Below are 22,215 nucleotides of genomic sequence, written 5' to 3'. Positions count from 1 at the left end.
TCGTCCGATATCGGACGATCCGGACCGCCCTTAGGCGGTCGGACCGCCGAAGATGTCGATACGGTCGCCCTCGGCAAGGGTCACGATCGCGCGCTTGGTGCCGGCACGCTGGCCGAAACCGGTGCGGGTGCGCTTGCGCTTGCCCTGGCGGTTGATCGTGTTGACCCCGGTGACCTTGACCTCGAAGACCGCCTGGACGGCCTGCTTGATCTGGGTCTTGTTGGCGCTCGGGTCAACGATGAACGTGTACTTGTTCTCGTCGAGAAGCGCGTAGCTCTTCTCGGAGACGACCGGCTTGATCAGGACGTCACGGGGGTCCGTGTACGCCTTGCTCGCCGGGGTCTCGACGGTGTTCTTGCCCTCGGCGGCGTGGCGACGCGCCTTCGCGACGCGCGCGGCCTTGGCGGCCTTGGCCGCCTTGGAGGCAATGCTCGGGTGACGCGTAGCCATCAGGCCTCGCTCCCTTCGGTGTCATTGGCCTTCGGGCCGGACACGAAGGACTCGAAGGCGGCCTGGGTGAAGACCACGTCGTCCGAGACGAGAACGTCGTACGTGTTCAGCTGGCCCGGCTCCAGGATGTGGACCTGGGGCAGGTTGCGGGCGGACAGCCACGCGGCCTCGTCGGCGCGCTCGACGACCAGGAGCAGGTTCTTGCGCTCCGAGATCTTGCCGAACAGGCTCTTGGCGGCCTTCGTGGACGGGTTCTCGCCCTCGATCACGCCGGAGACGACGTGGATGCGGTTGTTGCGGGCCCGGTCGGTGAGGGCGTGGCGCAGGGCCGCGGCCTTCATCTTCTTCGGGGTCCGCTGCGAGTAGTCACGCGGCACGGGACCGTGCACGACGCCACCACCGGCGAACTGCGGCGCGCGGGTCGAACCCTGACGGGCGCGACCGGTGCCCTTCTGGCGGTAAGGCTTCTTGCCACCACCACGGACTTCGCCGCGGGTCTTGGTCTTGTGCGTGCCCTGACGGGCAGCGGCCAGCTGCGCGACGACGACCTGGTGAAGCAGCGGAACGCTGATCTTCTCTACGTCGAAGATCTCCGCGGGGAGCTCGACGGAACCGGCCTTGTCGCCCGCCGGCGAAAGGATGTCAACAGTGCTCATCGGTTACCTCAGGCCCCCTTGGCCGCGGTGCGGACCAGGACGAGGCCGCCGTTCGGACCGGGAACCGCGCCCTTGATGAGCAGCAGACCCTTCTCCGCGTCAACGGCGTGGACGGTCAGGTTCTGGGTGGTGACCCGCTCGTTGCCCATGCGACCCGCCATGCGGAGGCCCTTGAACACACGGCCCGGGGTGGCGCAGCCACCGATGGAACCGGGAGAGCGGTGCTTGCGCTGGGTGCCGTGACCGGCGCCGAGGCCCTTGAAGTTGTGACGCTTCATGACACCGGCGAAGCCCTTGCCCTTGCTCTTGCCGGTGACGTCGACCTTCACGCCTGCCTCGAAGACCTCAGCCGTGACTTCCTGGCCGAGCGTGTACTCGGAGGCGTCAGCGGTGCGGATCTCGACGAGGTGGCGACGGGGGGTGACGTCGGCCTTCGCGAAGTGACCCTTGAGGGGCTTGTTCACCTTGCGCGGGTCGATCTCGCCGAAGGCGAGCTGCACGGACTCGTAGCCGTCGGCGTCGTTCGTACGGACCTGGGTGACGACGTTCGGGCCGGCCTTGACGACGGTGACCGGAACAACACGGTTGTTCTCGTCCCACACCTGCGTCATGCCGAGCTTCTCGCCCAGGATGCCCTTGATCTGCTTAGCCATCTTTCAGATCACCGGCCTCAGAGCTTGATCTCGATGTCGACACCGGCCGGGAGGTCGAGTCGCATCAGAGAGTCAACGGTCTTGGGGGTCGGGTCGAGGATGTCGATCAGGCGCTTGTGCGTGCGCATCTCGAAGTGCTCGCGCGAGTCCTTGTACTTGTGCGGCGACTTGATGACGCAGTACACGTTCTTCTCAGTGGGCAGCGGCACCGGGCCCGCGACCGACGCACCAGTACGCGTCACCGTCTCGACGATCTTCTTCGCCGAGCTGTCGATGACCTCGTGGTCGTAGGCCTTGAGCCGGATGCGGATCTTCTGTCCCGCCATGGCTACTCAGTAGTCCTGTCTCTCTTACGCTCTGGAACCCGGTGTTCCCTTGCCCTGCTCCGACCCACGCGGTCGGGCGTGTCGCACTCCCGCTGACACAGATGCCCCTTGTTCGAACATCCCTGCGTGGGAACACGGCCCTTCCGGAACCGCAAGCCGGGAGCTAGGAGGCCCACCGGATGCCTGGCCGGTGCCGCGCTCACACTTCCCGGAAGATTCCCGTACGTCCGCCCCAGCGCTGCCTTACGGCAGTTAGGGCGACGAGTACTGTGGGACTCGCTTCCAGTCCTCCCGGCGGGAGGCGCGCAGCATCAACACTCGACCGAGCAACTCGGACAGTCTGCCATACGGGGCCCGGGCTCCGCCAATCGAGCCGGAGAGAATACCCCGAGGGTGACGCAGATCAAACCCTGCTCGCCGCGCCCTTGGACCGGCCGGGTACACGCCGTTGGATCTGTACGTTTCCGTCCGGCTTGTCCTCGGTCAGCGCCCGGATCACCCCATGATCCGGGGACAGCCGGCACGCGGGATCCGTCCGGGCGGCGTCCCCGGTGAGTGCGTAGGCCTGGCAGCGGCAGCCGCCGAAGTCCTGGTCGCGGCGGTCACAGCCGCGGCAGGGATCCGGCATCCAGCCGGTGCCGCGATAGCGGGTGAAGGCCCGGGAGTGGTCCCAGATCCAGTCCAGCGGATGGTCCCGTACGTTCGGCGGGTCCAGGTCCGGCAGCGCGGCGGCGGCCGGGCAGGGCAGGACGGTGCCGTCCGGGGTGACGGTGAGCGAGACCGCTCCCCAGCCGCCCATGCAGGGCTTGGCGACCCCGTCGAAGTAGTCGGGGACGACCCAGACGAGCTCGGGCCCGCCCGGCAGCCGCTCCCGCCACCGCCGCACGGCGTCCCGCGCCCCGGCCAGCTGCTCGCGCGTCGGCAGCAGCGCGGCGCGGTTGAGCAGGCCCCAGCCGTAGAACTGGACGTTCGCCAGCTCGACGCGGTCCACGCCCCAGGCCACCCCCAGCTCGACAAGGGCGTCGAGGGCGTCGAGATTCTCGCGGTGCAGGACGACATTGAGGCCGAGCGGGAGGCCGGCGGCCCGGACCAGCTCGGCGGCCCGTTCCTTCGCGGCGAAGGACCGACGTCCGGCGATCTTGTCGGAGGCGTGCGGGTCGGCGTGCTGGACGGAGAGCTGGACGCTCTTCAGCCCGGCGCGGGCGAGCTCGGCCAGGCGGGCCTCGTCCAGGCCCACGCCGCTGGTGACCAGCTGGGTGTAGATCCCGGCGGCCTCGGCGGCGGTGACGATCCGGTCCAGGTCCCGGCGCAGCAGCGGCTCGCCGCCCGACAGATGGGTGTGGACGACGCCGAGCTCGCCCGCCTGGCGCATCACGTCCGCCCACTGCTCGGTGCTCAGCTCACGCGAACGGCGCGTCAACTCAAGGGGGTTGGAGCAGTACCCGCAGCGCAGCGGGCAGGCGTGGGTGAGCTCGGCCAGCAGGGCCCAGGGGCGTGCGGGCGGTGGCGGATCGGCCGGGGTCATCGGAGCCAGCCCTCCTCGCGCAGCCGCTGGAGGAAGGGAGGGACCTCGGTGGCGACTGGGGCGCCGGGGAAGCGGGTGGCCAGCTCGTCGACGATGTCGCCCACCGCGCGCGTGCCGTCGCACAGGCCGACGACCTCTGCGGCCGAGCCCCTCAGGACACCGACGCGCTCCGGGAGGAGCAGCAGGTCGGCGTCCCGTACGGGGTCGTGGCGGCGCACGATGGCGGGGGCCAGGGCGGGCCGCCAGTCGGTGCCGGGCGGCGTGCTCACTCCTGCTCCCGGTGGCCCGCACGGTCCACGGCGTCCAGCAGCGACCACAGGACGTCGCACTTGAAGCGCAGCGCGGCCACCGCACGCTCCTGGTCGTCGCGGGCGCGGGCCCAGCCCAGCACCAGGTCGAGCGCCTCGCGGCTGTCGCGCCGCCCCTGGGCGACCCGGGTGCGGAAGTAGGCGAGGCCGTCGGACTCGATCCACGGGTAGTGGCGCTCGAAGGCGTCGATGCGGGTGCGCATCAGGTCCGGCGCGGACAGTTCGGTGAGCGAGGCGGCGACGGCTTCGAGAAGTGAGCGCAGCCGGCAGAAGTTGACGTATCCGTCGACCGCCAGCCGCACGCCCGGCAGCGCCGAGTCGGTGCGCAGCATCGTCTCGCGGTCCAGGCCGGCTGCCTCCCCGAGCCGCAGCCAGCGCTCGATGCCGCCCTCGCCGGTCTGCGCCCCGTCGTGGTCCTGGATCCGGCGCAGCCACATCCGGCGCAGCTCGGAGGTGGGGAGCTTGGCGGTGATCAGGGCGTCCTTGACGGGGATGTGGCGCTGGTAGTGGAAGCGGTTGACGATCCAGCGGCGCAGTTCCTCGGGGCTCAGGTCGCCGCTGTGCATCCGGATGTTGAAGGGGTGGCGGTGGTGGTAGCGCTCCTCCCCCACCGCGCGCAGTCGTGCCTCGAACTCCGCTGGGCTCCAGGGCTCCCCGAGCGGGGCGAGGGTCGTGGCTGCCGTGTTCATGGCTCGATCACCATCCCGTCGTGCGCCACCTCGATGCCCAGCCGGGCGAGCCGCTTGTGCTGGGGTGCGGCCGGGTCGACGAGGGGGTTGGTGTTGTTGAGGTGGGTGTACAGGCACCTCGCGGAGAGCTGGGCCAGCCGCTCGGCGGTGCCGGCCGGCCCGTCGATGGGCAGATGGCCCATGCCGGTGGCGGTGCGGGAGGAGATGCCGGTACGGCGGGGCTCCTCGTCGTCCCAGAAGGTGCCGTCCACGATGACGCAGTCGGCCTCCTCGGCGGCCTGCTGAAGGCGCTCGGGCCAGGCGGCCAGCGCCGGGGCGTAGAGGGCGGAGGTACCGGAGGCGGGGTCGTACAGGCGCAGCGCGACGACCCAGGCCTCGTCGTCCGGGGCGTCGGCGGCGTACCGCGGGCGTTTGCCGGACACCGGGATGCCGCTGATCTGCAGGCCGGGGGCGTCTGCGGCCAGTGGCTCGGCACCGTGCCCGGGCAGTTCCCGCCAGGTCACGTCGGTGTACGGCGCCAGCACCTCGCCGAGGCGCAGGCGCTCCAGCAGCGCCTGCCGGACCGGGGCCGTCGCCAGCACCTCGAAGCCGTCGGCCTCGCGCAGCCGGGCGATGCCCAGGGTGTGGTCGAGTTCGGCGTCGGTGAGGATCACTCCGGCGAGCGGGGTCTGCCGGGGGCCGGGGCCCGGGTGGAGCTCGGGCCGGTCTTCGATCTGGTCACCGAGGTCGGGGGTCGCGTTGACGAGGTACCAGCGGCCCTCGCCCGTCCGAACCGCGAGCGAGGCATGCCGGCGGCGCCGCCGCGGATGGGCGCGTGCACCGGAGCAGCCGGGGCACGCGCAGTTCCACTGGGGGATGCCGCCGCCGGCGGCCGTGCCGAGTACCAGCAGCAGCATGGCGGCCGCTAGCGCGTGCTGAGGGAGTAGGCGGTGACCTCCAGCGCGGTGTCGACGACCTCGAAGGCGGGGGCCTGCCAGGTGGCGTCGTCCTGCCGCGCCGAGGGGGTCTGCTCAACCGGCTTCAGCGGTTCCTTGGTCTCGTGCATCGCTCGTACGTCCTTTCCCTGTCGGTTACTTGACGGTGGGTCACTTGATGGGGACGCGGAGGATCTTGTCGTTGCCGTACCCCAAGTCGCTTGTGCCGACCCACAGTTCGTTCGCGCCGGGCACCTTGGCGATGGCGCGCAGCCGGCCGTACCTGCCCGGGTAGAAGGCGGTCTTCGTGCCGAGGCGCTCGCTGTTGCCGTCGATTGGGACGCGCCACAGCCGCCGGCCGCGCAGCGACGACACGTACAGGACGTTGCGCACGACGGCGATCTGGGCGGGCACGCCCCGCTCCGGGCTGAAGGTGGCCTTGGGGTCGGTCATGCCCTTGCGGGAGCAGGTGCCCTCGCAGTGGGGCCAGCCGTAGTTGGCGCCCCGCTTGATCAGATTGAGCTCGTCCTTCGCTTCCTGCCCGATCTCCACCGACCACAGCCGGCCCTTGCGGTCCCAGGCCAGGCCCTGCGGATTGCGGTGCCCGTAGCTGTAGATGTGGTTGCCGAACGGGTTGCCGGGGGCCGGCTTCCCGCTCTTGGTGATCCGCAGGATCTTCCCGTTGATCGAGTTCTTGTTCTGCGCGAGCCTCGGCTGAAGCGCCTCGCCGGTGGAGACGTAGAGGTACTTGTCGGGGCCGAAGGCGATCCCGCCGCCGTTGTGGTCGCCGCCCCGCCGGATGCCGGTGAGGATCGGCCGGTAGTTGCGGAGCGAGGAGCCGTCGTAGTCCATCCTGACGACCCGGGTCTCGGTCTTCGTGGTGTGCATGAAGAACACCTGCTTGTCCTTCCTGCCGTCCCAGGTCGGAGACGGGGCGAGACCCAGGAGCCCGCCGGCGCCCTCGTCGTACGGCTCGGGGACGGTGTACGGCACCTCGCCGACCCATCTCTTCCTGCCGTCCCGGTCCAGGCGATGGACCTGGTACGACAGCCGCTCGGTCACCAGGGCGGTGCGGCCGTTCGGCAGGAACGAGATGCCCCAGGGGGTGTGCCATCCCTTCGAGAGCGTCTTGACGCCGGCCGGCGCGCCGCCGTCGGCGTTCGGGGCGGCGGACACCGGCTGCGCCAGGCCGGTCGCCAGCAGTGCGGCCGCGGTGGCGAACGAGGCTAGGCCGAACCGGGATGAATGCGCCGTCGAGCGGCGTATGTCGGTCATGGAGACGTCCTTCGTCCTTGCTCGGGGCGTGCGGCCGGCTAGCCGACGGTCACGCGAAGGATCTTGTCTTTGCCGTCCGCGCTCCTCGAAGTGCCCAGCCACAGCTCGTCCTTGCCGGGAACCTTCGCGAGGGCGCGGAACGCGTAGCCGGAGTGGACGGCGGTCTTCGCGCTGTCGCCCCTGCCCGCGAGCGCAGCGTCGACGGGGACGCGCCAGAGCTTCCAGCCGCGCAAGGTCGACACATAAAGGTGGTCGCCGGCGACAGCGATCTGGGCGGGAGCCGTGGTGTGGTCCCAGGTGAGCTTCGGGTCGGTCATGCCCTTGGCGGAGCAGACGCCCTCGCAGCCGGGCCAGCCGTAGTTGGCGCCCCGCTTGATCAGATTGAGCTCGTCCTTCGCTTCCTGCCCGATCTCCACCGACCACAGCCGGCCCTTGCGGTCCCAGGCCAGGCCCTGCGGATTGCGGTGCCCGTAGCTGTAGATGTGGTTGCCGAACGGGTTCCCGGGAGCCGGCTTCCCGCTCTTGGTGACCCGCAGGATCTTCCCGTTGATCGGGTTCTTGTCCTGCGCGAGCCGCGCGTGGGTGGCCTCGCCGGTCGCGACGTAGAGGTACCTGTCCGGGCCGAAGGCGATCTTGCCGCCGTGGTGGTTGGAGCCCCGCTTGAGTCCTCCGAGGACGACCTTGTAGCCGCTCAGCGACTTGCCGTCGTAGTTCATCCGCACGACCCGGCTCTCAGACGCCGTGGTGTGCATGAAGAACACCTGCTTGTCCTTCCTGCCGTCCCAGGTCGGAGACGGGGCGACCCCCAGCAGCCCGCCCTTCGCGGCGTCACCGGGCTGGAAGACGGCCACCTTCGGGACCTTGCCGATCAGGGTCCGGGTGCCGTTGTCGCGGAGGCGGTAGACGCGGGCGGACTCGTTCTCGGTCACCAGCGCCGAGCGCCTGCCGGGGAGGAAGGAGATGGCCCACGGGTTGGACCAGCCCGTGGAGAACGTCGATACGTCGACGGCGGCTCGCGGCGGGAGATCGCCGGCCGCGGCGGCGGTGGCCGGTACCGCGCCGGCCAGCAGGGCGGCCGCAGCGGTGAGTGAGGTTATGCGGAACCGGGACGAGAACCGCACCCAGTGGCCTGAACGTGCCATGCCGAACCTTTCGTGATCCCCTCACAGCAATCTCCGCGAGGCGTGATCGGCATGCCACTTGGGTGGGCCGCGGGGGTGAGACCCCGCGGCCCCCGCGGCCGAGATGGTGGCGAGCCTCAGCCCTCCACCCGGCCCCGGCGCGGCCCGGCGAGTTGTCGCGGGGCCGGCTCGGACGGGTCCTGCGGGGCGAGAAGGCGTAGCGCTTCCCGTAGCAGCGTGCTTGAGGTGTGCACGGTGTAGGGGAAGTAGACGACCTCGACGCCCACCCTCGCGAACTCGGTCTCGTACGTCGTCCAGACCTCCGTACCGAGCCAGTCGTCACCTTTGAAGATGACGTCGAAACCGACTTCCTTCCAGATCTCGATCTTGTCGTCCACGGTCGCGACGAAGGCCTCGTCCACATGACGCACACTGCGTACGATCTGCAGCCGTTCCGAGAGCGGTACCACGGGCGGCCTGCCTTTCAGGCGCGCCACGAGTTCGTCGGAGCAGACGCCGGCGATGAGCCGGTCGCAGTGCCCGCGCGCTCGGCGCAGGATGTTCAGATGGCCCACGTGGAAGAGGTCGAAGACCCCCGGCGCGTAGCCGAGACGTTCTCCCATCAGCGCTTTTCCTTCGGACGCTCATCGGCGACCGGGGTGACTACGAGCGCGTCCGACCTGAGTGAGGTGTTCTTGCCGTCGGTGACGGCGATCCGGTAGCGATGACGGGAGCCGGGGACGACGGAGTCCGTGTACTTCATCGTGGGGCGGTTCCACTCCGCGGACCGCCGCGTCGGCGAGGCCACGAGCCTGCCGTCCCGGTAGATCAGATACGTGAGCTCCGCGTCGTCCCGGTCCCATGAGGCACGCCAGGTGAGCGTGACACGACCGGCGCTCGAGGTGGAGGCCTTGAGCTGGGGCACCTCTTCCGGGGCGCCCTGGTCGGGCCCGGGCGAGAAGCGGGTCAGACTCTGCTGGGGCCTGCCATTGACCATGGTGAACTCGCCGCCCGCCCAGAGGACTTCACCGGCCATCTTCAGCGTCCGGGGGCCGTTGCCCTCGCCGGTCCCTCCGTCCGTGTCGGGGAACCAGTGCAGGATGTGCCGGTCGCGGACGGACTGGGCCAGGAAGTGCTGGCGGCCGTTGTGCTCGGGGAAACCGCCGGGTGTGTCACGGCAGTCGTGGGCGTGGGACCCGCTGTAGAGAACGCCGTTGTGCACGGCGACGGCCTGAGTGGCGCCCAGGCAGGTGTCCTTCCACACCATCTTGCCGCTGCCGAGGCGCCCGGCGAGACGGCCGTCGAAGATGCCGGTCCCCCTGCCCTCAGCCGCGACGTAGAAGTTGGTCGCGTCGCGTGTCAGCGCCTTCACGGACGATCTCGGCGGCAGCCAGTCCGCGTACGAGGTCACCGTCTTGCCCGTGACCGGATGCAGGGCGACGAGCGACTTCTCCAGCTCGCCGTTGAGCAGGTAGAAGTCGCCGCCGACGAGGAGCTTGCCGAACTCCGGCGCGGCGAGGACGGCGTGTACGGGAGCGTCGATCTCCGCCTTGAAGGGCAGCAGCTTCCCGCCGCGGGTGAACGCCGCGATGCGCTCCCTGTCCTGACCGTTGACGAGCGTGAAGTCGCCCCCGAGATAGACCGCGTCCTTCGTGACATCGATGGCCCGCACCCACGACGACATGGTCGGACGGAAGTCGTCGCGCAGCGAGCAGCCGGCGGTGTTGAGCGCGGCCGCACCGGACGCCCCGGACGTACCGGCCCTGGTGAACGAGCCACCGACGTACAGCACCTTGCCGCCAGGCGACGCCTTCAGCGCCCGTACGGTGTCACCGCTGCCGGAGAACGGCAGGGCGCACGGCAGGAGCCTTCCGGTGGCGGCGTCGAACGCGGCGAAGTTCTTGCGTGCGACCTCGCCTTCACCGGGCTTCGCGCCCGGAGGGCGGACCTTGTCGAAGGTTCCGCCGACGTACACGACACCGTTCGCGTACTCGATCGACCAGACGATGCCGTCGGTCTGCCAGGTCGCCAAGGTGTCGGCGGTCAGGGTCTTTTCGTCGCCGACGGCTGCCGAAGCGGTGGCGGTGAGGAGCGAGGCAGCCGCGAGGAGGGCCACGGCCGATGCCGTGGTGGCCCCCCTCTTCATGCTTTTTCTGAGGCGCATGGAACTTCCCGGGTTGCAGCGAGTACGAGTGATGAGAGGGAGAGAGGGTGTGGCTGTCTCGATCGGAGACGGCCTCATGTGGCGCGTTCGCGCAGAACACCGACGAGTTCACGCACCCCCAGAGGTGTGCGAAATCGCCACAAACTTATACCAAATACGGAAAATCCCGTCGCCATTGCGACGGCAAGTCCGACGGCCGTGTCACCCACCAGGAACCTCGTGGGAAGGACCAGAGCCGCCGTGAGGCAGAGGCCGGCACCGGTCGCCATGAGGTACCCGCCGTCGACGATGGAGAAGCCCGGGTGTCGTCGCACCAGGGCAGCCGACGCGACGTTCTCGACGACGATCGCCGCTCCCCAGGACAGGGCGGCTCCCAGGGCGCCCCATCGGGGCACCGCGAGAAGACCGACGGCCAGCTGCACCGCGAACGCGGCGCCGGTCACGGCGAGATGCCATGAACTCTTACCGGCCATCAGAAGCACCGTCTGGGCGTTGCCCACCCCGACATTGACCGCCGAGGCGAAACAGAGCAGGACCAGCGCGTCCGCCCCCTGCACGAACTCGGGCCCGAACAGGGAGAGGACGGTGCCGGGGAAACTCACGAGGAACACCAGCAGCGGCCAGGAGAACAGCACGCTCCAGCGCGTCGAGATGCGATGCAGATGGCAGGCCAGCTGCTTCTCGTCCACGGCGAGGAGGCGGCTGATCTCCGGAGCGACGGCCAGGCGGATGGCGAGCTGGAGCAACGTCGCCGCGACGATGACACGGCCGACGGCTGTGTAGATGCCCGCCTCTTCGCTGGTGGCCAGGCTCGACAGCAGGATGACGCCCACCCAGATCGCGCTGATGTCGAACACGGAGGAGATCGCCCGCGGTGCGGAGAATGCCCAGAATCCGTGCCGTGGGTCAGCCACCTCGGGTCCGGGCGGGTGTCCGAGGCTTCTACGGCGGCACCGGCGCACCGCGTACCAGGCGACCAGGACACCGCCCAGGGCGGGAACGAGCCAGGCGGCGGCCAGACTCAGCACACCGGGAGCCAGCAGCGCGACCGGTACGGCGATCAGAACGCGCAGTACCGGTTTGCCGATCTGCTCGACCCCGACCAACGCAATCACCGTGCCGTAGCCCTGGGTCGCGCCGAGCAGGATCAGGGTGACCGTGGCCAGGGGGAGAAACAGTGCGAAGAGCCGGACCAGAGTGACCGCGTCCTGCGGAGGGAGGTTCGGCAGCAGTGAGGTGGCGGTCGCGGGAGACAGAAACAGCAGCGCGGCGGCCCCGGTGCTCACCACGGCTCCCGGTAGGAGCGCCGTACGCAGCAGCGCCCCCACCTGCCGGCCGCCGCCTGTGGCCACGTCACGGGAGACGAAGCGCACCAGTCCCGTGTCGGCGCCGAGCTTGCAGGTGTTGCTGAGGATGGTGAAGACGGCGACGCCGGTGAACACCGCTCCCGCCCCATGCGCGCCGAGGGCACGAGTGACCAGCATGACGAGGACGTAGCCGAAGACGGCGCTGACCGTCGAACCCAGGAAGCCCCACCAGCCGCCCCGAGCGGTGGCGGCCACCCCGCTCCGGGTGGCCTCACCGCCTGCGCCGACAAGGGTCGTTCCGGAGGCGCTCATCCTTTGGCGGCGCTGAGCGTGTCGTCCTGGGACAGGCCCTGGGCTCCGTCGGCACGGGCGGCCGGCATGGCGAGCGAGCCCGGCCCGCCCGGACGGCGGCCACCGTCCGCGGCACCGGGGAGCAGGCTCCGCCGGGTGCCCGTGCAGAGCACCACGCCCACGATGCGTCCGCCCGAGCAACCCATCAGCTCGCGGACCTGTCTGAGGTGGTCGCGCCTGGTGTGCTCCAGGCCGCCCACGATGAGGACACCGTCCGCACGTTGGGCGACCGCGAGGCCGTCGGCGTGTTCGAGCAGAGCCCTCGTCACGACGACCTTGGACCTTTCGGGACCGGCGCCCGCGACGGCACGCGTCACCATCAGGGACATCGGGATGTCGCCGGTGGTGGTGTCACGTGTGTCGGGAGAGAGCGTGATACGCCCCGCCGTACCCGCGTCGACGACGGCCCGGCCGTCCACGAGAGGGAGCGCGTCGGCGTCGTCACTCGGGTCCTCCGTCGTCAGCGGCAGGCGTGCCGCGAGGCCCGGTGTACTCGCCGTGGCGTCCACCAGCAGTACGTCCTCACCGAACTCGGCGAACGCTGCGGCGAGATTGACTGCGGCCGCCTCGGCGTCGTGGACCCGCTTCGGCGCCACGACCAGCAGTGTGCCGCCGGCCGTACGGGCCGCGCCGTGCCGGAGGTGGAGGGCGAGAGCGCGGTACGACTCCGCGCGGCTGCTCGCGACCCGGCCGACCTCCAGCAGTTCGCCGTTCGCGGCGGTGCCCGGGATGATGGCCAGCACCGGGGCGCCGACGGCGCCTTCGGCCTCGCCGAGCGAGCGGATCCGTGGTTCGAGGGCGGACCGCAGCCAGGCGAGCACGATGGCCAGGACAAGACCACCCATCAGGCCGAGACCGATGAGCGCCACGGGCCCCGGTCCCGCCGGGTGCTTCGGGGGTTCGGCCTTGCGTACGACATCACCTCCGGTGGTGTCGCGGGATTCGAAGTCGGAGATCCGCTTCTGCAGCGCGTTGATCTGCTCCCGCAGAGCCGCGTTTCCTTTGCCGCCTTCCGCGGTGCTCTTCTTGATCAGCGGGGCGACCTGGCGTTTCAGCGTGGTCGTCATGCGGGCCACCGTGGCGTCGGTCCGCTCCTTGCGGTCGGCGAGATAGGCGTCGACGAACGCGTTGGTGACCCGGGCCGCCCGCTTCGGGGTGCCGGCCGTGTACTCGAACCGGAGAATCTGGGTGTGCGGCGGATTGCTGACACGCAGCTCCTCCAGCAGCGCGTCGGCACGGGACGGTTCGCGCAACGCTCCTGCCGCACGGGCCGCGACGGTGGCGCTGAGCGCGATCTGCTGTTCCGTGCCCATGCTCACCTGGTTGTCGACGGACACGCCGTAGGTGCTGAAGGGGTCCACCGTCGACCGGACGAGGACCTCACCGGTGGAGGTGTAGCTGCCCGCACGGAGCAGCAACAGCAGCACTCCCCCGAGCAGCCCGAGGACGATACCCAGCGCGATGGTCACGCGGTACCTCAGCAACTGGCGCAGCTGGTCGCGGAGCTGGTCCGGTTCGCCGTACCGGTCATCGAAACTGGCGGAGCTGGTCACGGGTGCCTCCTGTTCCGAGGATGGATGCGTGGCCGCCGGTCGCGGGCGGCGGCGCCGGTGAGGGGAGCCGGAATGACCGGGCGGCGGGGCGGGTGATGAACAGCGGGGTGATCAGGAGCAGCAGCATCGGCCCCACGATGGCCAGGAGGCTGCCGCGCAGGAAGATCAGCTGGTAGAAGGCGAAGGCGGGGATCAGCAGGAACGCCAGCGTGGCCGGCCGGCCCCGTAGCCGTTCCCTGATGTCGTCCATACGGCGTCCGGCCGCACCCAGCAGACAGAAGACGGCCACCACGGCGGGGAAACCGGCCCACGAGTAGCTCTCGATCCACAGCGGTGCCGAAAGATTCCAGAACTCGTAGCCCGCGTGCTGAGCGAGAGTGATACCGAGGGCCTGCGGCTTTTCCGGCCACACGGAGCGCGGCACCATGAACGCCACGGGTCCGAGCGCGCCCGACGGAGAGAAGCCGTTCTCCTCCACATGGTCGACTCCCGTCTGCATCTGCTGGAAGGAGTCGTAGTCCATGTTCGAAGTGAGCTGCTCCGTCAGGCTCACCACATGGACGGCTTCACGCTGGCTGTAGCGGAAGTAGTCGCTGTAGGGAAAGACGAGCAGCACGACCGCCGTGAGCGCCGCGGCGGTGATGCGAAAGGCCCGCGGGCGGTTGAACCGGCTCCATGAGAACAGCAGGGCCAGAAGGACGGTCCCGGCCCAGAAACGCGGCCTGCTGATCGGGTTGTTGACGACCACGTTGAGCCCGAGCAGCAGCGGGAGCAGCATCCAGCGGGCGCTGCGCAACCACCGGTCGCCCCTCGGCCGGCGGGGCAGGTGGATCAGGCCCATCAACGCCCAGAAGGCGGGGACGGCGAGGATCCAGGTGCGCAGCGTCCGCTCCGTGTCGGTCGCGGCTTCCGACTGCCACAGGGCCTGTCTGCTGGTGAAGAAGGCACCCAGCCCTCCCATCCGAGGGATGAGTACGACCGCGAGAACGAGCGACAGGCCGGACAGGACGAGCACGGGCAGGGGCGCGAGCCTGCGGGAGAGCAGCGGTTCGAGAACGACCGAGCGTTTGCCGGCGCGCCCGGCGGCCAGGAGCACTCCGGCGCTGTAGGCGAGGAGCCCGACTTCGATCAGCACGGTGGCGGAGAAGGCGTTGGCTTCGTCGGTCCGGTATTCGAGGGGATAGGTGTCGGTGGCGAGCATGGCGAGCGGCGCCAACCCGAGCCATACATAGGCGAAGAGCCAGAAACCGAATGCGACGAACCGTACCGATGTGCCAGTGAGCACCCACGCGAGCGCACTGCCGGTATGCACGACGACGACGCACTGCACCACGAGCGCGGCGCCGACGTGCCCCTCGCAGGTCTGGAGGACCAGCCCCGGCAGGAGGCCGATGAGTACAGCGGCCCAGGCGCATACCGCGGCCACGGAACGCACAACCGATTCACCCTCTCGCCTTCGGCCGACAGGTCATGAAGTACTGCGAGCTCAGCCACCAGGGCATGTTCGGCACCGGGCTCATCTGCTCGGCCGCGATATAAAACCGCTCGCTGACGGTCTCGCGCAGCTCACGGAAATCAAAACCCTTGTGTGTTGTGCGCGGATCCCGCGGTCGACTCACCGGCATTCCGACCATCGCCTTCAGAACTTCCGTGGGCGTGTACTCCGACTTGAGCGAGCGGCTGCGAATCATCCAGTTCGACACCTTCGGCGCGATGGCCAGGCCGCACATGATGGGCACGGAAATCACAAGCGCGCCGTTCGGTTTGAGAATGCGCAACGCCTCTTCGAGCAGAGCGTCGAGTTCGTCGTCGTAAAGATGCTCACAGACCTCGAATGCGGTCAGCACATCCACGCTGTGCGCAGCGATGCCTTCCATCGATTCCGAATACTCCGATTCGGGGTACGCCGGTTCCATGTACGGGTCGTGCCCGATGAGCGTGATGTCGGGGCGCACCTCGCCAAGCATGTGCAGAAAGAGTCCCGGCCCTGCGCCGAAATCGACGACCGTGCCGCGTTTCGGGCATACCCGGACGACAAGATTGACCGCTGTCGACATGCGGCTGCGATGAGCAAAACGGGCGAGCGGATTGCCGGACTTGACCGTCTGCTCTTCGTAAGAGATTGTGCGCATCACTCTTCGAACGTAACAGGGATGTCCATCACACAAAGAGCGACGCGCCGCAATAATTCACAGCTGCCCATAACACAAAACACCATCGAAGCCATACCGAAATTCCGTTTCGAAATAGCTCACCCGGCATCCGAGCGGCGCACGGTCCGCAGGATGTCCTCGAATTGTGAAGCGCAGCCCTCCAGGGCGAACTCCCGCTCGGCCAGTGCCCGGCTCTCCTTGCCCAGGGCCTCCGCGCGCACCGGGTCGTTCAGGATCTCGCGGACCCATGCGGCCGCTTCGGCCAGCGAGGACTCCTCGGGGGCGAACACCGCCGAGCCGGCCTGCCGGAGCAGCTTCGCCGCCAGGTTGTCCGCGGGCATCAGGCCCAGCACCGGGCGTCCGGCGCACAGATAGGACAGCGTCTTGGAGGGGACCGAGAACTCGCCGGCGTCCGCTGCCAGAAGCACGACCAGCACATCGCCCGATCCCAGCACCTCGGGCAGCCGGTCGTAGGGCTGGAAGGGCAACAGGGTCAGGTCGACACTTCGGGCGAGGGCGGCCTCCCTGATGACCGGGACGGCCGGGCCGTCGTTGACGACGACCAGCCGGACCCGTTCACCCTGCTCCCGCAGCGTCTCGGCGAGCCGCACCAGCAGGACGGGGTTGTGCTTGAGGCCGATCGTGCCGGAGTACAGCACGGTTCTGACGCCGGTGAGAGCGTGCTCCGCCGACCAGGCGTTGGCACGCGCCTCGGGGCGGATCTCGTCCAGCGGCGCCCAGTTGGGGATGACGGTGACCTTGTCGGCGGTGCCCCACTCCCGGTGGATCCGCACGAAGGAGTCGGCGATCACCACGATCGCCGCGGCGCGCCGCGCCGACCACTTCTCGCCCTGCTCGAAGACTCTGGCGGCGACGCCCATCAGCCTCGACACACCGGCGGCGGCGAAGCTCTTCAGCGCGACGGCGGTGATGTCCTGGTGCCACAGCACCCAGGGGATGCGCAGCGCCCTCAGCGCCGCCGCGGCCACCACCAGGGTGGGGATCGGCAGGTTCCCCAGCAGCGCCACATCCGGCTGCTCGCGCCGTACCTGCCGGGCCAGCTCCAGGCCCAGCCTGGTCTCCTGGAAGAGGCGTCGGACGTAGGCGCCCTTGTCGAGCGCGATGTGGTCGCCGATGGTGACGAAGCGGAGCCCGGCGACCGCGTCCCGTGCGAGGTTGCCCTTCCCGGAGACATAGGCCGGGCAGGTGGAGTGGACGACGTCATGACCGCGGCGCGCCAGCTCACGGCTGAGCTGAGCCTGGAACGGGTGCCCGCTGTAGTCGTGGACGAGGATCCTCATCGGCTGCCCTCCCGGCCGGTTCGAGGGATCAGGAGCCGGCGCGCTTGACCTGGTCGTAGACCCAGGCGTAGGTCTTCTCCAGTCCTACGGCCAGGGGGATCGACGGCTCCCAGCCGTACAGTTCGCGGATCAGGGCGTTGTCGGAGTTGCGGCCGCGCACCCCCTGCGGGGCGTCCAACTGGTACTTGCGCTCGCAGCGGATGCCCGCGATCTCCTCGACGATGTCCACCAGTTGGTTGATGGTGACCAGTTCGGAGGAGCCGAGGTTGACGGGGACACTGCTGGCCCCGTTCATGAGCAGCTGTGTGCCGTGGAGGCAGTCGTCGATGTACATGAAGGAACGGGTCTGCCGGCCGTCGCCCCAGATGTCGATGCGATGGTCGCCGGAGATGACCGCCTCGGCGATCTTGCGGCAGACAGCCGCCGGGGCCTTCTCGCGGCCTCCGGTCCAGGTGCCCGCGGGACCGTACACGTTGTGGTAGCGCGCGACACGGCAGGTGAACCCGTAGTCCTCCTCGAAGTGGCGGCACATGCGCTCGGAGAAGAGCTTCTCCCAGCCGTAACCGTCCTCGGGCTGCGCCGGATACGCGTCCTCCTCCCTCAGCGCCGTGACGTTCGCGGCGACCTGCTTGTCCGCGGCGTACACACAGGCGGACGAGGAGTAGAAGTAGCGCTCGACGCCGGCCTCGTGCGCGGCCTTGAGCATATGGGTGCTGGTCAGCACCGACATCATGCAGGCGGCCTTGTGGTTCTCGATGAATCCCATGCCGCCCATGTCGGCGGCGAGCATGTACACCTGGCCGGCGTCGCGGACAGCGTCACGGGCGCTGTCCAGAAGCGACAGATCGGCGACGACGTTCTCGGCGTCGCGGTGCAGTTGATGCCATTCGTGCTGCGGCCTGATGTCGATGCAACGGACCGTCAGCCCCTGGGAGAGGAGGTCGGCAGCGAGGTGCCCACCGATGAATCCTCCGCCGCCGGCAACAACGACGTCCACCTGCTTGGTCATGGCAGCTCCTTCAGAAACCCAAGATCTGATGTGAGACCCGCCTGGTAGGTTATGCACCAATTATCCGGATTAGCGCAATATGCCACGCTCTTCCGCACCTTGAGTCACCTGGTTGGTGAGCGTTCAGAGACCGCGGTAGAGCTCTTCCAATCGGTCCGCCACCGCGTGGATGGAGTAGCACTCCTCGACAGCGCGCCGGCCCGCTCGCACCAGCCCGTCTCGCCTGTTCTCGTCGGTGAGCACCGCGCAGACCGCGTCGGCCATCGCCCGCGGGCTGCCGTCCGTGACGACCGCCGCTTCGCGGCGCGCGAGTTCGTCCGCCATGCCGCAGGTGTCGGTGCACACCACGGGCGTCCCCGCGGACAGGGCCTCGATCACGGTCATGGGGAACGGCTCGTCCACGCTCGGCAGCACATACACCGCCGCTTTCGCATGGGCCCGCAACGCCTCGGCGTACGACAGCGCCCCACCGTAGGAGACGACGTCCCCGAGCCGATGGGCGGCGATGAGCCGACGCACGGTGGGCAGCAGGCCCTCGTCGGCCCCGTACAGGGTGAAGCGCACAGCGGGCAGTTTCGCGTGAACCAGCGCGGCCATCTCGACGAACGCATCCGGGCGCTTGCGTGGGTGCAGCCGCGCCATGAAGAGCACCTCAGGAGCGTCCGGCCGGCGCTCCACCGCCGCGTCGCCCCCGGGCCGCACCCCGTTGGGCAGCGTCAGCAGGGGCGGCCCCTCGGGTCCGACGACCTCGGCCACGGCCCGCCGCTCGCGCTCGGTGAGCACGAGACAGCCGCGCGCGCGGCGCAGGAGAGGCACGTACAGCCGGTCGAAGAGTCTGGCGACAACCCGGTGGCGTGGCTCCACCATTCCATGCGTCTGCGTGAAGAACCTCTTGCCGCGCAAGGTGGCCACGGCCAGCGCGGTGAGGGAGACGAGGTCGCGCCCCGCGTGGATGTGCACCACATCGGCTCTGCCCATGGAGCGCCACATGTCGCCGACGAGCAGCGGGTGCATGATCCCGGTGAAGCGGCCGGGCAGCAGCGCGCGCGCCGGACGCGTTCGCAGCGGCACGGAGCCGATGTGTGCCGGTGCCCGGGAGCTGCCTCGCCACAGGGACAGGAGCGTGACCTCGTGGCCGCGCGTCGCGCACTCCTCCAGCTGTCCCGTCGCCACGCTCGTGGGGCCGCCGAACGCTCCGTCCTCGCTGACGAGCGTCACCACATGAACGAGCTTCATCTCACTCCCCTCGCCGTGACGAGCTCACCCTGCGCGATGTCGCGACGGGCGACCGCCGAGGCGCCCACCACAGCACCACGGCCGACGGTGACCCCTCGCAGCACGACGGCCCGTGCCGCGATCCAGGCGCCGGGCTCCAGGCGGATGGGCCCGTTGTCGAACTCGAAGGTGGGGATGCGGCATTGATGGCTTCCGGTGCACAGCAGGGCGTCCTGGGAGACACAGACATCGCTGCCGATGGTGATCCGCTCGAGGTTGAGCAACCAGGCGCCCTCGCCGATCCACACGTCGTCGCCGACCTCCAGCCGCCACGGCCAGTGCACCCGCACCCGGTGCCGGATCAGCACCCGCCGCCCGATCCGCGCGCCGAAGGCCCGCAGCAGAACGGGCCGCAAGCGGGCCGGGAACCACCACTTGACGAAGACAAGGTTGAGAACGGCGAACCAGAGCGCCTGAACGAGCAGGGGGCGCCCCTTGTCGTAACCGGCTCCGGTGAAGCCTCGCAGGGAGCGTTCCACGGCGGTCGGCGCGGCGGTGTCTGCCACGGGTCGGGCCTTCCTTGTGACGGGAACGAATCGAGTCAGGAGAGTTCTCGGAACCACTTGGCGAAGAACGCGGGCACAAGCAGCAGGTGGGCCGCGAGCAGGGCGGCATACAGCGCGAAGAAGAGCTTCTGGTTCCCCAGGAACAAGAAGCTCAGGCACAGCAGGCCGTAGTCGACGGGCAGCAGTGCCACACCGCGCACTGTGGAGGGCGGGCGCGGCGGGCCGGAGTGTCCGTCGGCTCCTCGCCGTCTCAGCTGTTCGGTCAGGATTCCGCCGAAGAACAGCAGGACGGCAGCGAACTGGAAGGCGATCGGTGTGAGGAGCAGGGCGGGGCGCGGCAGGTCGAAGAAGCGGTAGAAGGAGATCAGAACCGCCGCATGGACGCTCAGGAGCTTCGCGCAGTCCACCACGTGGTCGATCCACGCCCCGGCGGAGCTGGCCGACCCGTGCAGCCGGGCCAGTTGACCGTCCGCCGAATCGAGCGCGAACCCCACGAGCAGGGCGAGCGCCACCCATCCGCCGAGCGTGTGCGAGGGGGAGCAGAGGGCGATCGCGACAATGGCCGGAAAGCTGACCAGCCCGCTTGCGGCGGTCACGTGGTTGGGCGAAAGCCCGATGCGGTGAGCCGCGGCCGCCAGCAGCCGTCCGGCCGGCCGGTTGACGAATCGTGAGTAGCCGGGAACCCCACGGGCGGGCTTCTGCGCTTTCGAGAGTTGCGTCAGTGTGCTGAGGAATTCCACTCTCTCAACCCCATGCCTGAAGTAATCGCGCCCAACGTAAATGCTTGGCCCTCCGCACCTGATGCGACAAGCCGACTTATTACGGGATTTACCCGATTGGCCGCGACTATGAGCATTGCCGGTCCGGCTCCTTGAGATGCCGGCATGGGATTGATGCCGCACCCTTGTCGAGTCCGGTCATCAGTAAGCCCCGCGTCCGTCCAGCACAGCGCGCACCGTGCGGCCCATGACCGTCATGTCCCATGCCCACGACCAGTTGTCGACGTACCGCAGATCGAGCGAGACGGTCTCGTGCCAGGACAGGTCGGATCTGCCGCTCACCTGCCACAGTCCCGTGAGGCCGGGTTTGACGCTCAGTCGGCGCATCTCCACCTGGTTGTAGCGGGCGACTTCCTCGGGCAGCGGCGGGCGGGGTCCCACCAGCGACATATGGCCGAGCAGGACATTGACCAACTGGGGCAGCTCGTCCAGCGAGTAGCGGCGCAGAAAGCGCCCGACCGACGTGACCCGCGGATCCCGGCGCAGCTTGAACATATGGCCGTCGTGCTCGTTCGCCGTCGCCAGAGCACCCTTCATCCGGTCCGCGTCCACGACCATGGTCCGGAACTTCCACATGGGGAAGGGCATTCCCTTCCGACCGACGCGGGTCTGGCGGTAGAGGACCGGGCCCGGCGAACTCATACGCACCGCGAGTGCCAGCGCCGCGAACAGCGGGGCCAGCGCCAAGAGCAGGACGAGCGAGCCCGTCCGGTCCGTGACAGCCTTGAGCAGCATCGGTAGGCCACGGCGTGCCGGCGGTGAGACGTCCAGCAGTGTGAGCCCGGCCGCCGAGGTGATCCGGACCCTGCGCCGGGCCACTTCGACGACGCCGGGCAGCACCATCAGCCGACGGCCCCGGTCGTGCAGAGCCCAGGACAACCTACGAAGCCGGTCCCCGCACATGTGCCTGTCTGTGGCGGCGAAGACCAGATCGGCACCGAGCGCCTCAGCCGCACCCGCCACGGGCGCGGCGTCCTCGTCCGGAGCGGTCGGCGCACCGACCCGCAGCCGGGCGGACACGGGCACACCGGAGACCACGCCGCCCTCGCCCAGCACACATGCCCCGACCACCACGTAACCGTGGTCCGTACGCTCGGCAAGCTGTCCGACCACGGCATCCACGGTCGCGGCCTCCCCGATGACGAGGACGCGTCGAAGCCCTCGCGCGCGTCGGCGCAGGGTCAGTAGGTAGCGGTGGATCGCCTTCCGGCAGACCACGGTGACCGCCAACGACGGGCACAGTGCGGCAAGAACCGCGGCAGGGGCGTCGCCGAGCCCGGACACGGTACGCAGCACGGCCAGGACGCCGAGCAGTACCAGCCAGTCCCGCACCACTGGTCCGACCGGAGCGCCTTCGTCCCATGTCCAGGGTGCGTAGCGGCCGGCGGCAAGGCCCATGAGAACCCAGACGACGGTGATCGCCAGCGCCTGGTGCACAGGGTGGGCCGCACCGATCGCGGAGAACGTCACTGCCGTCGGCAGCGCCATCCCAGCGGAGTCGACACCGATCGCGAGCGGTGGACACCACCTGTCCGCGGGGGCTTTGCGCATGGTTGTCCGGTGCGGCGTGAGGGGTACCGCCTGCCCTGACACCGCGCTGGTGGACTGCCGCATGGTTCTCCCTGTGACCCCGGCCCTCAGCGAACACGTGGGGCGCGGCTGCATCGGAGAAGCAGCTCACGCCCTGCGCAAGGGTTGTATCAACCTTTTTCACGTATGTCCTACTTACATGAATTACTGCCAGGTTCGACTTCCTGCCCTCAACGCCGCGCCGACGCTCGGCCTTTCCAGTGCTCTGGAACCCGGACGGCCTACGAGGACGAACCTCGGAGAGTGACACCGGTCCGATTGTGCAAATGATCAGATTGCCCGGCGGCCGATGACAGTCCGTCAGAGCCCG

Annotated in this window: 23 protein-coding genes; all 23 read right to left on the bottom strand. The window is 69.2% G+C overall.

Features of this window, described 5'->3' with window-relative positions:
* Positions 1-30 precede the first annotated feature (30 nt).
* The 23 genes from rplW to ACZ7NC_RS33335 all read right to left on the bottom strand — a co-directional run bounded on the left by rplW (position 31) and on the right by ACZ7NC_RS33335 (position 21,866).
* Positions 31-450 carry a 50S ribosomal protein L23 gene (gene rplW / locus ACZ7NC_RS33445; RefSeq protein ID WP_471493717.1) on the bottom strand — a complete coding sequence of 140 codons (420 nt, stop codon included), beginning with the start codon at positions 448-450 and terminating at the stop codon, positions 31-33.
* Positions 450-1,106 (bottom strand): 50S ribosomal protein L4, encoded by a 657-nt coding sequence (gene rplD / locus ACZ7NC_RS33440; RefSeq protein WP_471493714.1) that lies wholly within the window; start codon positions 1,104-1,106, stop codon positions 450-452. Before rplD ends, rplW begins: the two co-directional genes overlap by 1 nt.
* Positions 1,107-1,114: 8 nt before the next feature.
* Positions 1,115-1,759: a 50S ribosomal protein L3 gene (rplC, locus tag ACZ7NC_RS33435; RefSeq protein WP_471493712.1), complete on the bottom strand. Its 645-nt coding sequence runs from the start codon at positions 1,757-1,759 to the stop codon at positions 1,115-1,117.
* A gap of 17 nt (positions 1,760-1,776) precedes the next feature.
* On the bottom strand, positions 1,777-2,085 hold the full coding sequence (rpsJ, locus tag ACZ7NC_RS33430; RefSeq protein ID WP_003948644.1) for a 30S ribosomal protein S10: 309 nt from the start codon (positions 2,083-2,085) through the stop codon (positions 1,777-1,779).
* A gap of 403 nt (positions 2,086-2,488) precedes the next feature.
* Positions 2,489-3,610, bottom strand: coding sequence for a pyrroloquinoline quinone biosynthesis protein PqqE (gene pqqE, locus ACZ7NC_RS33425; RefSeq protein ID WP_471493710.1), 1,122 nt, complete (start codon positions 3,608-3,610; stop codon positions 2,489-2,491).
* Positions 3,607-3,879 carry a pyrroloquinoline quinone biosynthesis peptide chaperone PqqD gene (gene pqqD / locus ACZ7NC_RS33420; protein WP_471493707.1) on the bottom strand — a complete coding sequence of 91 codons (273 nt, stop codon included), beginning with the start codon at positions 3,877-3,879 and terminating at the stop codon, positions 3,607-3,609. The genes pqqE and pqqD overlap by 4 nt, the downstream gene beginning before the upstream one ends.
* Positions 3,876-4,607, bottom strand: a complete 732-nt coding sequence (pqqC, locus tag ACZ7NC_RS33415) for a pyrroloquinoline-quinone synthase PqqC (RefSeq protein ID WP_471493705.1) — start codon at positions 4,605-4,607, stop codon at positions 3,876-3,878. Before pqqC ends, pqqD begins: the two co-directional genes overlap by 4 nt.
* Positions 4,604-5,503, bottom strand: a complete 900-nt coding sequence (gene pqqB / locus ACZ7NC_RS33410) for a pyrroloquinoline quinone biosynthesis protein PqqB (RefSeq protein WP_471493702.1) — start codon at positions 5,501-5,503, stop codon at positions 4,604-4,606. Before pqqB ends, pqqC begins: the two co-directional genes overlap by 4 nt.
* Before the next feature lie 8 nt (positions 5,504-5,511).
* Positions 5,512-5,652: a pyrroloquinoline quinone precursor peptide PqqA gene (gene pqqA, locus ACZ7NC_RS33405; protein WP_471493699.1), complete on the bottom strand. Its 141-nt coding sequence runs from the start codon at positions 5,650-5,652 to the stop codon at positions 5,512-5,514.
* Between the two features lie 40 nt (positions 5,653-5,692).
* Positions 5,693-6,796 (bottom strand): PQQ-dependent sugar dehydrogenase, encoded by a 1,104-nt coding sequence (locus ACZ7NC_RS33400; protein ID WP_471493696.1) that lies wholly within the window; start codon positions 6,794-6,796, stop codon positions 5,693-5,695.
* A 38-nt stretch (positions 6,797-6,834) separates the two neighbouring features.
* Entirely contained in the window at positions 6,835-7,938 is a 1,104-nt protein-coding gene (locus ACZ7NC_RS33395) for a PQQ-dependent sugar dehydrogenase (RefSeq protein ID WP_471493694.1), read from the bottom strand.
* Positions 7,939-8,054: 116 nt separating this feature from the next.
* Entirely contained in the window at positions 8,055-8,543 is a 489-nt protein-coding gene (locus ACZ7NC_RS33390; protein ID WP_471493797.1) for an FAD synthase family protein, read from the bottom strand.
* Positions 8,540-10,063 (bottom strand): fibronectin type III domain-containing protein, encoded by a 1,524-nt coding sequence (locus ACZ7NC_RS33385; RefSeq protein WP_471493691.1) that lies wholly within the window; start codon positions 10,061-10,063, stop codon positions 8,540-8,542. The genes ACZ7NC_RS33390 and ACZ7NC_RS33385 overlap by 4 nt, the downstream gene beginning before the upstream one ends.
* A 92-nt stretch (positions 10,064-10,155) precedes the next feature.
* Positions 10,156-11,643 carry an oligosaccharide flippase family protein gene (locus ACZ7NC_RS33380; RefSeq protein ID WP_471493688.1) on the bottom strand — a complete coding sequence of 496 codons (1,488 nt, stop codon included), beginning with the start codon at positions 11,641-11,643 and terminating at the stop codon, positions 10,156-10,158.
* A 53-nt stretch (positions 11,644-11,696) separates the two neighbouring features.
* Positions 11,697-13,292: a hypothetical protein gene (locus ACZ7NC_RS33375; RefSeq protein WP_471493686.1), complete on the bottom strand. Its 1,596-nt coding sequence runs from the start codon at positions 13,290-13,292 to the stop codon at positions 11,697-11,699.
* Positions 13,267-14,727 carry a hypothetical protein gene (locus ACZ7NC_RS33370; RefSeq protein ID WP_471493684.1) on the bottom strand — a complete coding sequence of 487 codons (1,461 nt, stop codon included), beginning with the start codon at positions 14,725-14,727 and terminating at the stop codon, positions 13,267-13,269. Before ACZ7NC_RS33370 ends, ACZ7NC_RS33375 begins: the two co-directional genes overlap by 26 nt.
* A 7-nt stretch (positions 14,728-14,734) precedes the next feature.
* Positions 14,735-15,424: a class I SAM-dependent methyltransferase gene (locus ACZ7NC_RS33365; RefSeq protein WP_471493794.1), complete on the bottom strand. Its 690-nt coding sequence runs from the start codon at positions 15,422-15,424 to the stop codon at positions 14,735-14,737.
* Between the two features lie 119 nt (positions 15,425-15,543).
* Positions 15,544-16,746, bottom strand: coding sequence for a glycosyltransferase family 4 protein (locus ACZ7NC_RS33360; RefSeq protein WP_471493682.1), 1,203 nt, complete (start codon positions 16,744-16,746; stop codon positions 15,544-15,546).
* Positions 16,747-16,774: 28 nt separating this feature from the next.
* A complete protein-coding gene (locus tag ACZ7NC_RS33355; RefSeq protein ID WP_471493680.1) occupies positions 16,775-17,755 on the bottom strand; it encodes an NAD-dependent epimerase/dehydratase family protein in 981 nt (326 codons plus the stop codon).
* Positions 17,756-17,878: 123 nt separating this feature from the next.
* A complete protein-coding gene (locus tag ACZ7NC_RS33350; protein ID WP_471493678.1) occupies positions 17,879-18,991 on the bottom strand; it encodes a glycosyltransferase in 1,113 nt (370 codons plus the stop codon).
* Positions 18,988-19,536, bottom strand: coding sequence for an LbetaH domain-containing protein (locus ACZ7NC_RS33345; protein ID WP_471493676.1), 549 nt, complete (start codon positions 19,534-19,536; stop codon positions 18,988-18,990). The genes ACZ7NC_RS33350 and ACZ7NC_RS33345 overlap by 4 nt, the downstream gene beginning before the upstream one ends.
* A gap of 35 nt (positions 19,537-19,571) precedes the next feature.
* Positions 19,572-20,132, bottom strand: a complete 561-nt coding sequence (locus ACZ7NC_RS33340) for a CDP-alcohol phosphatidyltransferase family protein (protein ID WP_471493673.1) — start codon at positions 20,130-20,132, stop codon at positions 19,572-19,574.
* A 324-nt stretch (positions 20,133-20,456) separates the two neighbouring features.
* The gene (locus ACZ7NC_RS33335; protein WP_471493670.1) at positions 20,457-21,866 is read right to left on the bottom strand and encodes an exopolysaccharide biosynthesis polyprenyl glycosylphosphotransferase; all 1,410 of its coding nucleotides are present in this window, start codon (positions 21,864-21,866) and stop codon (positions 20,457-20,459) included.
* Positions 21,867-22,215: the final 349 nt, after the last annotated feature.

This window comes from Streptomyces sp. NPDC111802 (genome assembly GCF_055634335.1).
This window is presented reverse-complemented; position numbering and strand designations above follow the sequence as displayed.